Origin of the sequence: Bacillus sp. PS95, from assembly GCF_037963565.1 — a bacterium.
Classification (GTDB): Bacteria; Bacillota; Bacilli; order Bacillales; family Bacillaceae; genus Bacillus; species Bacillus subtilis.
The window spans coordinates 3,566,290-3,581,980 of record NZ_CP150160.1 but is presented as its reverse complement, the minus strand read 5'-3'; the positions used below and the strand labels follow the sequence as shown (position 1 = coordinate 3,581,980).

Here is a 15,691-nt window from a genome sequence, read left to right as displayed (position 1 = left end):
CCGAGTGCTGGCAAGGATGTTTTTATGCCTTGACAATATGAATGAAAAGAAACTGTAATAGTATTATGTCTAAATTTGACGTATAATGAAGTGTATTGAAAAAGGGAACTTTCAGATTTTCCATCTTTTTACAAATGAATGGGTCATAAATTGTCGAATGCATTCGAAGAGTATGACCGTGTGATAGATAAAATGATATAAAAGATTAGGTGATTTCATGATAGAGATGAAGGAAGTATATAAAGCCTATCCGAACGGCGTAAAAGCGCTCAATGGGATTTCTGTTACCATTCATCCCGGCGAGTTTGTGTATGTTGTTGGTCCGAGCGGAGCAGGTAAATCTACTTTTATTAAAATGATTTACAGAGAAGAAAAACCGACAAAAGGACAAATTTTAATCAATCATAAAGATCTCGCGACAATTAAAGAAAAAGAGATTCCTTTCGTGCGCCGAAAAATAGGCGTTGTCTTTCAAGATTTCAAGCTTCTTCCGAAACTTACTGTTTTTGAAAATGTGGCATTTGCCCTTGAAGTGATTGGAGAACAGCCGTCTGTCATTAAGAAACGGGTGCTTGAAGTGCTTGATCTCGTGCAGCTGAAGCATAAAGCGCGACAATTTCCTGACCAGCTTTCAGGCGGGGAGCAGCAGCGTGTATCTATTGCAAGATCAATTGTGAACAACCCTGATGTTGTCATTGCTGATGAACCGACAGGAAACCTTGATCCGGATACGTCTTGGGAAGTCATGAAGACGCTGGAGGAAATTAACAACCGCGGGACAACAGTCGTGATGGCGACACATAATAAAGAAATCGTAAACACCATGAAGAAACGTGTCATTGCAATCGAAGATGGTATCATTGTGCGTGATGAGTCAAGAGGGGAGTATGGTTCATATGATTAAAATTCTCGGGCGCCACTTGCGTGAGAGTTTTAAATCTCTCGGGAGAAACACATGGATGACATTTGCATCCATTAGTGCTGTAACCGTTACGCTGATTTTAGTCGGCGTGTTTTTAGTGATTATGCTGAATTTGAATAACATGGCCACGAATGCAGAAAAACAAGTCGAAATCAAAGTGCTGGTTGATCTGACTGCAGATCAGAAGGCACAGGACAAGCTTCAGAACGATATTAAGGAACTGAAGGGCATTCAGAGTGTCACTTTTTCATCTAAAGAAAAAGAGCTTGACCAGCTGGTTGACAGTTTTGGTGACAGCGGAAAATCCCTGACAATGAAGGATCAGGAAAACCCGCTTAATGATGCGTTTGTCGTCAAAACGACAGATCCGCATGATACGCCGAACGTGGCGAAAAAGATCGAAAAAATGGATCATGTTTATAAAGTCACTTATGGAAAAGAAGAGGTCAGCCGTTTGTTTAAAGTGGTCGGCGTTTCCCGCAACATCGGAATCGCGTTAATTATCGGCCTGGTATTTACGGCGATGTTCTTAATTTCCAACACCATTAAAATTACAATTTTCGCAAGAAGAAAAGAAATTGAAATCATGAAGCTTGTCGGCGCGACAAACTGGTTTATCCGCTGGCCGTTTTTCCTTGAAGGATTGCTGCTAGGCGTATTCGGTTCTGTGATTCCGATTGCACTGGTGCTGAGCACTTACCAATACGTCATCGGATGGGTCGTTCCAAAGGTTCAAGGATCATTTGTCTCTCTTCTTCCTTATAATCCATTTGTATTCCAAGTTTCGCTAGTGCTGATTGCAATCGGCGCAGTAATTGGAGTATGGGGAAGTCTGACTTCCATCCGCAAGTTTTTGCGAGTATAAAGTGAAAAAGCCGTTCCGTTTTCGGGACGGCTTTTCATTTGCCTTCTTTTTCTTCTATGATTACATGAAATCTCCATCCTTTACATATACTATCTCTAGGTTTTGGTAAAGACAGTCTGGCATACAGGAGGAGTAAAGGATGAATCAAAAAATAATGGCTGTGATAGCAGCAGGGAGCATGCTGTTCGGAGGCGCCGGTGTATATGCGGGAATCAACCTGCTTGAGATGGATAAGCCCCAGACTGCAGCAGTTCCCGCGACGGCACAAGCTGACTCTGAACGGGATAAAGCTATGGACAAAATCGAAAAAGCGTATGAGTTAATTTCGAATGAGTACGTAGAAAAAGTAGATAGAGAAAAGCTGCTCGAGGGAGCCATCCAGGGAATGCTGTCTACGCTAAATGATCCTTATTCTGTTTACATGGACAAGCAGACAGCTAAGCAATTTTCTGATTCTCTTGATTCCTCATTTGAAGGCATCGGGGCTGAGGTTGGAATGGAAGACGGCAAAATTATTATTGTTTCTCCATTCAAGAAATCGCCAGCGGAAAAAGCCGGGTTGAAGCCTAATGATGAAATTATCAGCATCAATGGAGAATCGATGGCCGGCAAGGATTTAAACCACGCTGTGTTAAAAATAAGAGGAAAAAAAGGGTCCAGCGTTTCAATGAAGATTCAGCGGCCTGGAACGAAGAAGCAGCTGTCATTCCGGATCAAGAGAGCTGAGATTCCGCTCGAAACGGTTTTTGCATCAGAGAAAAAAGTACAGGGGCATTCTGTCGGATATATCGCCATCTCTACTTTTTCTGAGCACACCGCAGAGGATTTTGCAAAAGCGCTGAGGGAGCTTGAGAAAAAAGAAATAGAAGGACTTGTCATTGATGTACGCGGCAACCCGGGCGGATATCTTCAAAGTGTGGAAGAAATTCTTAAGCATTTCGTTACAAAGGACCAGCCGTATATTCAGATTGCTGAACGCAATGGAGATAAAAAACGTTATTTTTCAACATTGACCCATAAAAAAGCGTACCCTGTCAATGTGATTACGGATAAAGGAAGTGCCTCTGCATCAGAAATTCTTGCCGGCGCATTAAAGGAAGCTGGCCATTATGATGTTGTAGGCGATACGTCTTTTGGAAAGGGAACGGTTCAACAGGCTGTGCCAATGGGGGACGGCAGCAACATCAAATTAACGCTTTACAAGTGGCTGACGCCAAATGGAAATTGGATTCATAAGAAAGGAATTGAACCGACCATTGCGATTAAGCAGCCCGATTATTTTTCTGCCGGGCCCTTACAGCTGAAAGAGCCGCTTAAAGTGGACATGAACAATGAAGACGTCAAGCATGCGCAGGTATTGTTAAAAGGTCTCAGCTTTGATCCGGGACGTGAGGATGGCTATTTCAGCAAAGACATGAAAAAAGCGGTTATGGCTTTTCAGGATCAAAACAAGCTGAATAAAACCGGTGTGATCGACACTCGCACTGCAGAGACATTAAATCAGCAGATAGAAAAGAAAAAATCAGATGAAAAAAATGATTTGCAGCTTCAAACAGCATTGAAATCATTATTTGTCAATTAAAGGAGATGGTATTCCATCTCCTGTTTCTTTGTGCTTAAAGAGATTATGGATCATAAGTCACATAAAAAATGAGTTTTTGACAAGAAATTAAAAAAATTTTCACAAATAAACATTTATAAAGGACTGTTATTACCCGATATCAATATATGAGAGAGACTTTCTAACGAGTTAATATGCATTTAAAATGAAACTTTTGCAAGTTGCCTAGTCTTTGTTTACTTCATACAATATAAGAAGGTTCTAAAAAGAACAGTAATCAGGTTAATGGCAGCTGAACGACAGGTATTTAAAGAGTAACGTTAGCGAGAATGCTTGTTAGCACTCCAGTACTGCTGCTTATACTGGCCCGTGCTTATCTGTATAAAGAAAATGGGGGTTCACAATTGAAGAGGGCAAGTATTGTGCGTGAAAAAAAATATTATGAATTAGTGGAACAATTAAAAGACAGAACACAAGACGTAACATTTTCAGCTACAAAAGCACTAAGTCTTCTTATGCTGTTCAGCAGATATTTGGTCAATTACACCAATGTCGAATCAGTAAATGACATTAATGAGGAATGCGCCAAACATTATTTTAACTACTTAATGAAAAACCATAAGCGATTAGGAATTAATCTGACAGATATAAAAAGGTCGATGCATCTAATCAGCGGGTTATTGGATGTGGATGTAAACCACTATTTAAAGGATTTTTCACTATCGAATGTCACGCTGTGGATGACGCAAGAGAGATAAACTCTCCTGAGGATATCCAAGCCATTTAATATTTGATAGAATATGAGTAACATGTTTGGCTTGAGGCGGTGAGAGATAGTGTCTGTTCAATGGGGAATTGAACTGTTAAAAAGCGCGGGCTTGTTCTTCTTACACCCGCTTTTCTGGTTTTTTATCATCATAACCCTGGCTTTCGGCTATGTAAGAATCAAACGGGAACGAAAAACCTTTCATACAAGAATAGCAGATATTTATGATGATCTGAAATTTACATATACAAAGGGACTGATTCCAGGTCTTCTTTTGTCAGTTATTTTAGGTGGACTCGGAATATCGATTCCTCTCGGTTTACTTGCGATTATTGCCGTTATCACTGCAGCGGCAGCGTTCACTCTTCGCGCAAACTGGATGTCTGCTGCATATATCGTCAGTGTGAGTATGCTGATAGGTTTTGGACTGCAAATATATCAGGCGGAGCCCTTTCTAGAGAGATTTCCGCAAGGATTTGCAGTTGTTTGGCCGGCTGTGGCTGTGTTTCTAGGTTTGCTGATTATCACTGAAGGAGCGGTTGCTTATCGTTCTGCGCATGTGAGAACATCACCGGCACTTGTCGTAAGCAGCCGCGGTTTGCCGATCGGACAGCAGCTGGCAAACCGGGTTTGGCTTTTGCCGCTGTTCCTTCTCGTGCCCGGCAATGGTTTAGAATCGCACCTTAGCTGGTGGCCCGTGTTTACTGTTCCCGGCGGCTCATTTCATTTTCTATGGATTCCTTACTTTGTCGGATTTGGACAAAGGGTACAGGGATCGCTGCCTGAAACGAGTATAAGGATCACAGCGAAACGCGTTTGTATTCTCGGTCTTGCCGTCGCAGTTCTCGGTGCAGCGAGCTTACTGTGGACGCCGCTTGCGGGTGCAGCGGTCTGTACTGCTTTGTTAGGGCGCATTTTTTTGTCCATAAAGCAAAGAGTGAATGATAACGCGGCTCCGTTTTATTTCTCGAAAAGGGATCAGGGCTTAATGGTGCTTGGGATTATCCCCAATACGCCGGCTGAGGATCTGGAATTGAAAATCGGGGAAATCATAACGAAAGTCAATGGCATACCGGTTAAGAACGTTTCTGATTTCTATGAAGCGCTTCAGCATAACCGTGCATATGTAAAGCTTGAAATTATCGGTTTGAATGGAGAAATCCGTTTTGACCAGCGAGCTTCTTATGAAGGAGAACATCATGAATTGGGCATCCTCTTCGTAAAGGATGACCGTGAAGACGAAGCAGCCGCTTCTGGATCATAAAAGGCAGCCCGGCACCGCAGGAAGATGCGATGCCGGGCTGTTTTGCGTTACGCTGAGTTTTTTTCTATCCGTGCCGTTTCATCAGATTTGATGCCCAATGAAACAAAAACGCCGATGATGGATACAGCAAAGAGAATCATAAATAGGATGTGATATCCCGAAATCAGGCCAATTAAGGCTGATGAAATGATGCTTCCGAAATAACGGAAGGTCGAGAAAATCCCAGATGCCACTCCTGACATACCGGGGTCTACTGTGGCAAGGGATGAAACCTGCATGCTGGTCAGACCGACTCCGGAAGCGAGCCCGCCAAGGATAAGAGAGAGCATGAGGAACAAGACAGAATGCGAGCTGCTTAACAGCAAAAATAATAGATTCGCACCAGCCATCATGGCAAATGAAAGAAAAATGATTTTTTTGGCTCCCCATTTGTGATGGAGCTGCGCGCCCACCCAGTTGCTGGCTGACATGAAGATCGAAAATACAGAAAGCGCCATCCCGCTGTTAGATGTATTAAGCCCAAATTGGTTCGTCATAAATAACGGCATAATCAATAAGACGGCATACATCATCAAATTGCTTAACAAGACTGATAAATTCGCATTTGTAAAGGTTGAGCTTTTAAACAGTGCAAAGTCAATGATGGGGTGCTGGGTACGTTTTTCTCTTCTGAAAAAAAGCGGAACAAAAAGAAGTATCAATACACTGTATACCGCATATCCCCATGGAGCCTCATTTTTCGTCAGCAGGATAATTGAAACGATGCTGCCTGCAAGCAAGAGAGAGCCGATGATATCCAGCGGCGCGTCAGATTTATTTTCTTTATATTGAGGAAACATCGTTAATGCCGTAAATAAAGCAATGGCGAGGAACGGGATGTTGACCCAAAAAATCGAATGCCAGCTGAAGCTGTCAATCAGTATAGAGCCGATAAAAGGCCCGAGTGCTGCACCAAGTCCCGCACCCAGTCCGAAAAATCCAAACACTTTCGGTAGGCGTTTTTCAGAAACAACATGCCGGATAATGGCAATGCTGTTTGGCGTAAGCAATGCCCCGCCGACAGCCTGCAATGCCCGAAAGACAATTAACAGGAGCAGACTCGGTGAAAGGGCGCAGCCTAGAGATGCGATTAGAAAAAGGCCGACTCCCCATAAGTACATTGTTTTATTGCCGTACATGTCACCGAGCTTTCCTGCAATCGGCTGTGTGACTGCCATCACGATTAAATAAACGGTAACCACCCAAGTGATGCTTGCGATGGACTCGTTATACGTATGGGAAATAGATGAGAGCGCGACCGCGATCATCGTTGAGTTAATGGGAACCAGAATGGCCCCCAATAATAGCGAGACGATCAGCGCCCATTCTTTTCTTGAGCTCATTGGGATCCTCCTTTTTATTATGCCAAGGAGTTAATCAGCAGAAATTCCTTTGACAAATAGAGCTGTGCTGTGCTCCAGCATTTTTTCCTGGGGCATTGATATGACCCGGTCTCCTAAGTGGAGACAGTGAATGAAATAACCGAAGATAATCGACATGAACACGTCGGCATGCTCCGCTTCATTTCCTGTCTGAATAACCCCTTTCTCACCCATTGTTTTGAGATAATCAACCAATAGCTGTTTCATAGATTGGGGATATTCAGTGACGTGGTTAATGACATCCTGAAACATGGCCGGTTCACGAAAGCTGATTTTAATGATATCTTTTCTATGTTCGAGCTCCTCCAAGAGACAGGTTCCGATATGAAGCAGGTCTTTGTACAAATCCCCTTCTGTTTGTTCCAAAATGCTGCCTCTGTTTGAAGAATGCTGAGAAAGCAAAGCCTCAACTAGTCCTTGTTTGTTTTTAAAGTTCCTGAAAATCGTCGCTTCACTTACATTTGCTTTTTCTGCAATTTCTTTTGTAGTTGTTGCGCGATATCCTTTTTTGACGAGCAGCTGCATGGCAGCGTCAAGGATTCTCTTGTTTGTCGGTCTCAATACGTTTCACCTCACGAATATACTGGCAGGACAAGTATACACCCGCCCCGCTTGTATAAGAAAGAGGGGGGACGCATCAGGACCGGCTGACAACTGTGATTTTGCCGCTGCTTCCGTCAACAGTGATGATGTCACCGTCTCGCAGTCTTTCGGTTGCCGTGCGTGTGCCGAGAACGGCTGGAATGCCGTATTCACGGGCAATAATCGCAGCGTGAGACAAAATGCCGCCTGTGTCTGTAATAATCGCTTTGGCGTCTTGAAACAGGCTGGTCCATAGCGGTGTGGTCATCTTGCAAACGAGTACGTCCCCAGGCGCGAATTGAGAAAATTCATTGGCGTCCCGAATGATTTTCACCGGACCTGTCGCAATGCCGCTTGATGCCGCAATGCCAAAAATATGATTCTCTGTGTTTTTTTCATCCTCTATCACAGCGCCGACAATTTCTTCAGCAGCTTTGAGCTGTTCTTTTGTCGGGGTGCCGAGGTAGGCCGGGGCTTGGGCCAGCTCATACTCATGAAAAATCTGTCTGCGTTTTTCAGCCTTTTCTTGCAGGGATACAGGGTGAAGAAGCGCTTGTTCCACTTCGTCATCATATAAGAACCAAAGGTCCTCACGATCTTGAATGACACCGTTTTCCGCCAGCAATTCACCTATCTTCAGCAGAAAGATTCTCGCCTTGGCATCCAGCATGGCGTCAATATAAAAGTGGTGATCATCTTTTATATTTGCAGAGTTCAGTGTCCATTGATAATAGAGGTCAAATTCGGTGCGCAAACCGGGATCTTCTATGTTTTCCAAGAATTCATTGTATAATTTCTCTCGTTTTTCTTTCGTTTTCTGAAATTCATTGTCAAAATGATAGCCATTACGGACATAATTTTGAATATTGGCCAGAGCGAAATACGGATTTTCCACCCAGATTTGTTCAATCAGATCATGACTTTTAACAGATCTCCATCCGTATTCTTGCAAGAATTCATGGACGTTCTTCAGGAAGTGTCTTCCCTCATCTGTTTGTTCCAATTTCTCCTGGAGTTGTTCAGGCTTGTTGTTTTCAAAAATGGCCAGAAGGTTCGGGTTCTCCTGAACTTCCACAGAAAATAGCCATAAGCAACGGTCCGTTTCCAGTGATTTGTTCATTTTTCCTGTCAGCATCTCGTAAAAATGAGCGTTTTCGGACTCTCCTTGAATGTCCTGATACATCGCTTGCAGTTTGTTTGTTAAAAGGATTTGCGGGAAAACGATATTAAAGTGCTCTTCATAAGCCGTGAGATAAAAGGCCTTTAGTTTTTGAAAAGCTTCCAGTGCGCTTTCTGCGGTATGCTCAGTTTGTGCGAGCTGGTCCAGTGTCCGGTAAAAAGGGAGGTATGTGTGATTGATGATGTCATACATATGCTCCGATAAAATCGGGAAAAGCTCTTTGCCACAGTCTTCAGAAGGAGGCTGCTGTCCGCCTTGGTTTTTGGAATAAATATGTCCGCGATAAAGTTTTACTTCATCAACAACTACACCAATCGGAAACTTTTGCATGCTCTTCTTCAAGCCATATTCCAATGCCGGCACGATGAAGGATGAAAATAACGGACTCACCGGACCTTCAATATTAGACTCCATGTTAAGCCAGAAATCATTCATATCAGTGTCGGTAATCATGAAGCTGCGTTTTTCTTCTGCCGCTTTTTTGTCCTGATCAATGGTTGTAATCGGGCGAGCTTGCAGAAGGTATATTTGATGATCAGCAATTCCAAATTCTATATCAACAGGATATCCGTACAGGTCTTCGGTTTTTTTTGTGATTTCAGCCAATTCAATCACTTGTTCATCTGTAAGGCAAAAACGGCTGCGCATGTCTTCACTCGTTTCTTTTTCAGCAATTCCTTCTGCCGCAGACTCCATGTAGATTTCCTTTGCACCTATTTCTTTCTGAATCTCAAACGAAGATTTATTAACAATGAACGTGTCTGGGGTAACACTTCCTGAAACAACAGCTTCACCCAACCCGTAGCTGGCGCTGATTAAAAGCTCTCTATCATCATGGGTAACAGGGTTGCGGCTGAAGATAACACCTGACATTTCTGAATCGATCAGCCCCTGAACGACTATTCCCATTAACGGCTCTGCGATTTGATTGTTCATTTTTTTCTTATAGCTGCTGACCCGCCCAGAAAAAAATGAGGCCCAGCATTCTTTCACTTTAGCCAGAAACTCTTCCTCTGTTTTGATATTTAAGTAGGTTTCATATTGACCCGCGAATGAGGCGCCTTCTAAATCTTCCGAGGCAGACGAAGAACGCACGGCTACGGATCGATATGATTCTCTAAGCTTATAAAAGGAACTAGTCAGCTCATCTTTCAGCTCATCCGAAAATGTTCCGGAAATGATCCCGCTTTCGACGTTTTCACTAGTCTCTTGAAGCTGGTTGTCCTCCATAAAACGTGCGAGCGCATTCGTTTGAATAATAAACCCGTCCGGAACAGGAAGACCGTGTTTGGTCAATTTAATCAAATTCATTCCTTTTGCTCCAGCCAGCTGGCTGGACTCTTCTGCCTGGCGAAATAAAACAGAATACATATTTGAAACCCCTCTTTTCTTCATTCATTTTGTTTTTCTCTCTAGTCTTTTTATTGCGGAGCCTGTGTTTAAAAAAAATGATAGTAAACACTATCATTCAATTGTAGGTTTTCAGGAAAATGCTGTCAAACGCAAAAAGTCCTAAATAAAATGAATAGTTAAGTTGGTTATATTATCCTGAAAAATTCGGCCGTACTGTTACTCTATGCCTATTTTCTTTTATTCTCGGAATCTGGCGGCGGACTTGATGATGTAATAAAAAAAGTGCCGCTGATTAGAACAGCGGCACCATGGAATAAGTTTTGACCGGCACCAAAATGCAAATATAGTGATTGATTTTGGCTGAAAAGGGGTATGGTGTAGTAGAGGGAGCGAATGCACGATTGTCCGATTCTTCATTTTTTACTATAATCAGATCAGATGAAGAATCCCTGAGGAGGGTTTTTGTTGATTACAAAAGCCGTTTTTGCATTGTTTTTCCCTTTTATGCTTGTTGTTCTATTTACTAGAGTCACCTTTAATCATTATGTGGCGATCGCTTTAACAGCTGCATTGCTGTTTGCCTCTTATTTAAAAGGCTATACAGAAACGTATTTTATTGTAGGATTGGATGTTGTGTCTCTTGTGGCTGGCGGACTGTATATGGCCAAAAAAGCTGCAGAGAAAAAAGAAGAATAAATCGGACATAATGAATATAAAGACTGAATACCTGCTTTTACGTTTTAAAAGCAGGTTTTTTATACACAAAAACAGCTGGAAATAAAAAACCACCGAACTTTAGTTCGTATTTTTAGTGATTTTGCTTTCCATTGTGTTACTATATCTATAGGAAGATTTCGTTAAAGAAACGGAGGCTTATTTTTGTGAAAGATCGCTTTGAGTTAGTCTCGAAATATCAGCCCCAAGGAGATCAGCCGAAAGCCATTGAAAAGCTTGTAAAAGGAATTCAGGAGGGCAAGAAGCATCAGACTCTGCTGGGTGCGACAGGAACTGGGAAAACATTTACGGTGTCTAATTTGATTAAAGAAGTCAATAAGCCGACTCTCGTGATTGCCCATAACAAAACCCTTGCTGGACAGCTTTACAGTGAGTTCAAGGAATTTTTTCCGAACAATGCTGTCGAGTATTTTGTCAGCTACTATGATTATTATCAGCCGGAGGCGTATGTGCCTCAAACGGATACATTTATAGAGAAAGACGCTAGTATTAATGATGAAATTGATAAACTGAGACACTCTGCCACATCAGCTTTGTTTGAGCGTAGAGATGTCATTATTATTGCGAGTGTGTCTTGTATATACGGCCTCGGTTCGCCTGAGGAATACCGGGAAATGGTCGTGTCACTGCGGACTGAAATGGAAATTGAGCGCAACGAGCTGCTCAGAAAACTTGTAGACATCCAATATGCCCGCAACGATATCGACTTTCAGCGCGGTACATTTCGTGTGCGCGGGGATGTAGTGGAAATCTTTCCGGCATCCCGTGATGAGCATTGTATCAGAGTTGAATTTTTCGGTGACGAAATCGAACGGATTCGGGAAGTGGATGCGCTGACAGGAGAAATTCTCGGCGACCGAGATCATGTTGCGATTTTCCCGGCATCCCACTTCGTAACGCGAGCCGAGAAAATGGAGAAGGCGATTCAAAATATCGAGAAGGAGCTTGAGGAGCAGCTGAAGGTCATGCATGAAAACGGAAAGCTCCTTGAAGCGCAGCGTTTAGAGCAGCGGACAAGATATGATCTTGAAATGATGCGTGAAATGGGTTTCTGCTCCGGCATCGAGAACTATTCAAGACATTTGACGCTGCGGCCTCCAGGTTCAACGCCGTATACGCTTCTTGATTATTTCCCAGACGATTTTATGATCGTGGTGGATGAGTCGCATGTGACAATTCCCCAGGTGCGCGGCATGTTTAACGGAGACCAGGCGCGGAAACAGGTGCTCGTGGATCACGGCTTCCGGCTTCCATCAGCGCTTGATAACCGTCCGCTTCGTTTTGAGGAATTTGAAAAGCATATGCACAATATCGTGTATGTATCAGCAACACCAGGGCCGTACGAGATTGAACATACAGATGAAATGGTCGAACAGATCATTCGTCCGACGGGGCTTCTTGACCCGCTTATTGACGTCCGTCCAATCGAAGGTCAGATTGACGACTTGATCGGCGAAATTCAAGCTAGAATCGAGCGGAATGAACGGGTGCTTGTGACAACTTTGACGAAGAAGATGTCAGAGGATCTGACCGATTATTTAAAGGAAATCGGCATTAAAGTAAACTATCTGCATTCTGAGATCAAGACGCTTGAACGGATTGAAATTATCCGCGACCTGCGCCTTGGCAAGTACGATGTGCTTGTCGGCATCAACCTGCTGAGGGAAGGTTTGGACATTCCCGAAGTATCCCTTGTTGCGATTTTGGATGCGGATAAGGAAGGTTTCCTTCGTTCGGAGCGGTCGCTGATCCAGACCATCGGACGGGCAGCGAGAAATGCGGAAGGCCGCGTCATTATGTACGCCGATAAAATAACGAAGTCTATGGAAATTGCGATTAATGAAACAAAACGCCGCCGCGAGCAGCAGGAGCGGTTTAATGAAGAGCACGGCATTACGCCGAAAACGATAAATAAAGAAATTCGCGATGTCATTCGTGCCACAGTAGCAGCTGAGGATAAAGCGGAATACAAAACAAAAGCCGCGCCGAAGCTGTCGAAAATGACGAAGAAAGAACGCCAGAAAGTCGTTGAACAGATGGAGCATGAAATGAAGGAAGCCGCCAAGGCGCTTGACTTTGAGAGAGCCGCGGAGCTTCGCGATTTACTTTTAGAGCTAAAAGCGGAAGGATGATGAACAAATGGCTATGGATCGGATAGAGGTGAAGGGAGCCAGGGCGCATAACCTGAAAAATATAGATGTAACGATTCCGAGAGATCAGCTTGTCGTTGTCACGGGTTTGTCCGGGTCAGGTAAATCCTCCCTTGCCTTTGACACGATATATGCTGAAGGACAGAGACGGTATGTTGAGTCGCTGTCTGCTTATGCCCGCCAGTTTTTAGGGCAAATGGATAAGCCTGATGTGGATGCAATTGAGGGGCTTTCTCCCGCCATCAGCATTGATCAGAAAACAACGAGCCGCAATCCGAGGTCTACTGTCGGTACGGTAACTGAGATTTATGATTATCTGCGTCTTTTATATGCGAGAGTAGGGAAGCCTCATTGTCCGGAACACGGAATTGAGATTACATCCCAGACCATCGAGCAAATGGTGGACAGAATTCTGGAATACCCGGAACGGACGAAGCTTCAGGTGCTGGCGCCGATTGTCTCAGGCCGAAAAGGCGCTCATGTCAAAGTGCTTGAACAGATTAGAAAACAAGGCTATGTCAGAGTCAGAATTGACGGCGAGATGGCTGAGCTTTCCGACGATATCGAATTAGAAAAGAACAAGAAGCATTCCATTGAGGTAGTCATTGACCGGATTGTCGTGAAAGAAGGCGTGGCAGCCCGGCTGTCAGATTCATTGGAAACAGCGCTCCGTTTAGGGGAAGGACGGGTTATGATCGATGTCATCGGTGAGGAAGAGCTGATGTTCAGCGAGCATCATGCCTGTCCGCACTGCGGATTTTCAATTGGTGAGCTTGAGCCGCGTCTGTTTTCGTTTAACAGTCCGTTCGGGGCGTGTCCGACGTGTGACGGTCTCGGAATGAAGCTTGAAGTGGATGCCGATCTTGTCATCCCCAATCAAGATTTGTCATTGAAGGAGAATGCGGTCGCCCCTTGGACACCGATCAGCTCACAATATTATCCTCAGCTGCTTGAGGCAGTCTGCACCCACTACGGGATTGATATGGATGTGCCGGTCAAAGATTTGCCGAAGCATCAACTGGATAAAGTGCTGTACGGCAGCGGAGATGACCTAATTTATTTCCGATATGAAAATGATTTTGGACAAATCCGCGAAGGTGAAATTCAATTTGAAGGCGTATTGCGCAACATTGAAAGACGCTATAAGGAGACAGGCTCCGATTTCATACGTGAGCAAATGGAGCAGTATATGTCTCAGAAGTCTTGTCCGACGTGCAAAGGCTATCGGTTAAAGAAAGAGGCGCTTGCCGTACTGATTGACGGCCGCCACATCGGAAAAATTACCGAGCTGTCTGTCGCCGACGCACTTGCCTTTTTCAAAGACCTTACCCTTTCTGAGAAGGATATGCAGATCGCCAATTTGATTTTGCGCGAAATTGTGGAGCGCTTAAGCTTTCTGGACAAAGTCGGCCTCGATTACCTGACATTGAGCAGGGCAGCGGGTACATTGTCCGGGGGAGAGGCGCAGCGCATCAGGCTGGCGACACAAATTGGCTCGCGTTTATCCGGTGTGCTTTATATTTTAGATGAGCCGTCTATCGGTCTGCATCAGCGTGATAACGACCGCTTGATCAGCGCTCTGAAAAATATGAGAGACCTCGGGAACACGCTGATTGTTGTCGAACATGATGAGGACACGATGATGGCAGCAGATTATTTAATAGACATTGGACCGGGAGCCGGCATTCACGGCGGACAGGTGATATCTGCGGGTACGCCGGAAGAAGTGATGGAAGATCCAAACTCATTAACGGGCAGCTATTTATCAGGGAAAAAGTTTATCCCATTGCCTCCTGAAAGAAGAAAGCCGGACGGACGTTACATTGAAATTAAAGGTGCTTCAGAAAACAACTTGAAAAAAGTGAATGCCAAGTTCCCGCTTGGGACGTTTACAGCAGTTACAGGTGTTTCCGGTTCAGGAAAGAGTACACTCGTTAATGAAATTTTGCATAAGGCGCTGGCGCAAAAGCTTCATAAAGCGAAAGCGAAGCCCGGCAGCCATAAAGAGATTAAAGGTTTGGATCACTTAGACAAAGTCATTGACATTGACCAGGCGCCAATCGGAAGAACGCCGAGATCCAACCCTGCGACATACACCGGTGTATTTGATGACATTCGTGATGTATTCGCGCAGACAAATGAAGCGAAGGTCCGCGGCTATAAAAAAGGCCGTTTCAGCTTCAACGTGAAGGGCGGACGATGTGAAGCCTGCCGCGGAGACGGGATTATTAAAATTGAAATGCACTTCCTTCCTGACGTATACGTTCCATGCGAGGTGTGTCACGGCAAACGCTATAACCGTGAAACACTTGAAGTGGCGTACAAAGGAAAAAGCATCTCTGATGTGCTTGATATGACGGTTGAAGATGCTCTTTCTTTCTTTGAAAATATCCCGAAAATCAAACGCAAGCTCCAAACCCTTTATGATGTTGGTTTAGGTTATATTACGCTCGGCCAGCCGGCGACGACCTTGTCAGGCGGAGAAGCGCAGCGCGTGAAGCTCGCGTCAGAGCTGCACAAACGCTCGACCGGACGCACGCTCTACATTTTAGATGAGCCGACGACAGGTTTGCATGTCGACGATATCGCCAGGCTTCTTGTCGTGCTGCAAAGGTTGGTAGACAACGGAGACACTGTACTGGTTATTGAGCACAACCTTGATATCATTAAGACGGCCGATTACATTGTGGATTTGGGCCCGGAAGGCGGAGCCGGGGGCGGAACCATTGTCGCGTCTGGAACGCCTGAGGAAATCACTGAAGTTGAAGAATCGTATACAGGCCGTTATTTGAAGCCTGTTATCGAACGTGACAAAGCACGCATGAAATCGCTCTTGAAAGCGAAAGAAACAGCTACATCTTAAAACCCTCTGTTAAGAGGGGACAGCTTGTC

Annotated in this window: 11 protein-coding genes; 8 read left to right on the top strand and 3 right to left on the bottom strand. The window is 44.3% G+C overall.

The features are described 5' to 3' along the window. Positions 1-217 precede the first annotated feature (217 nt). The 5 genes from ftsE (at position 218) to minJ (ending at position 5,378) form a co-directional block, all read left to right on the top strand. Positions 218-904 (top strand): cell division ATP-binding protein FtsE, encoded by a 687-nt coding sequence (gene ftsE, locus NSQ12_RS18655; protein ID WP_003228039.1) that lies wholly within the window; start codon positions 218-220, stop codon positions 902-904. Next, positions 897-1,787, top strand: a complete 891-nt coding sequence (gene ftsX / locus NSQ12_RS18650) for a permease-like cell division protein FtsX (RefSeq protein ID WP_015251119.1) — start codon at positions 897-899, stop codon at positions 1,785-1,787. The genes ftsE and ftsX overlap by 8 nt, the downstream gene beginning before the upstream one ends. 139 nt (positions 1,788-1,926) lie before the next feature. Continuing rightward, positions 1,927-3,369 carry a carboxy-terminal processing protease CtpB gene (gene ctpB, locus NSQ12_RS18645; RefSeq protein WP_003228041.1) on the top strand — a complete coding sequence of 481 codons (1,443 nt, stop codon included), beginning with the start codon at positions 1,927-1,929 and terminating at the stop codon, positions 3,367-3,369. A 383-nt stretch (positions 3,370-3,752) separates the two neighbouring features. Further along, a complete protein-coding gene (swrA, locus tag NSQ12_RS18640; protein ID WP_015251121.1) occupies positions 3,753-4,106 on the top strand; it encodes a swarming motility protein SwrAA in 354 nt (117 codons plus the stop codon). 78 nt (positions 4,107-4,184) lie between these two features. Continuing rightward, positions 4,185-5,378: a cell division topological determinant MinJ gene (gene minJ, locus NSQ12_RS18635; protein ID WP_003228042.1), complete on the top strand. Its 1,194-nt coding sequence runs from the start codon at positions 4,185-4,187 to the stop codon at positions 5,376-5,378. Between the two features lie 47 nt (positions 5,379-5,425). On the opposite strand, the gene NSQ12_RS18630 is transcribed toward minJ, so the two are convergent. The 3 genes from NSQ12_RS18630 to NSQ12_RS18620 form a co-directional block, all read right to left on the bottom strand. Then, a complete protein-coding gene (locus tag NSQ12_RS18630; protein ID WP_029725985.1) occupies positions 5,426-6,760 on the bottom strand; it encodes an MFS transporter in 1,335 nt (444 codons plus the stop codon). A gap of 30 nt (positions 6,761-6,790) precedes the next feature. After that, a complete protein-coding gene (locus tag NSQ12_RS18625) occupies positions 6,791-7,360 on the bottom strand; it encodes a TetR/AcrR family transcriptional regulator (protein ID WP_080529853.1) in 570 nt (189 codons plus the stop codon). 76 nt (positions 7,361-7,436) lie between these two features. After that, complete coding sequence (locus NSQ12_RS18620) at positions 7,437-9,932, bottom strand: PEP/pyruvate-binding domain-containing protein (protein WP_339175341.1); 2,496 nt, start codon at positions 9,930-9,932, stop codon at positions 7,437-7,439. Positions 9,933-10,379: 447 nt separating this feature from the next. Between NSQ12_RS18620 and NSQ12_RS18615 the strand changes: the two genes are divergently transcribed. From NSQ12_RS18615 to uvrA, 3 genes are all read left to right on the top strand, one after another. Further along, positions 10,380-10,610 (top strand): CsbA family protein, encoded by a 231-nt coding sequence (locus tag NSQ12_RS18615; RefSeq protein WP_003228053.1) that lies wholly within the window; start codon positions 10,380-10,382, stop codon positions 10,608-10,610. Positions 10,611-10,795: 185 nt separating this feature from the next. Further along, positions 10,796-12,781 (top strand): excinuclease ABC subunit UvrB, encoded by a 1,986-nt coding sequence (gene uvrB, locus NSQ12_RS18610; protein ID WP_003228054.1) that lies wholly within the window; start codon positions 10,796-10,798, stop codon positions 12,779-12,781. Positions 12,782-12,788: 7 nt separating this feature from the next. After that, the gene (gene uvrA / locus NSQ12_RS18605) at positions 12,789-15,662 is read left to right on the top strand and encodes an excinuclease ABC subunit UvrA (protein ID WP_033884617.1); all 2,874 of its coding nucleotides are present in this window, start codon (positions 12,789-12,791) and stop codon (positions 15,660-15,662) included. The last annotated feature ends 29 nt before the right edge of the window (positions 15,663-15,691 follow it).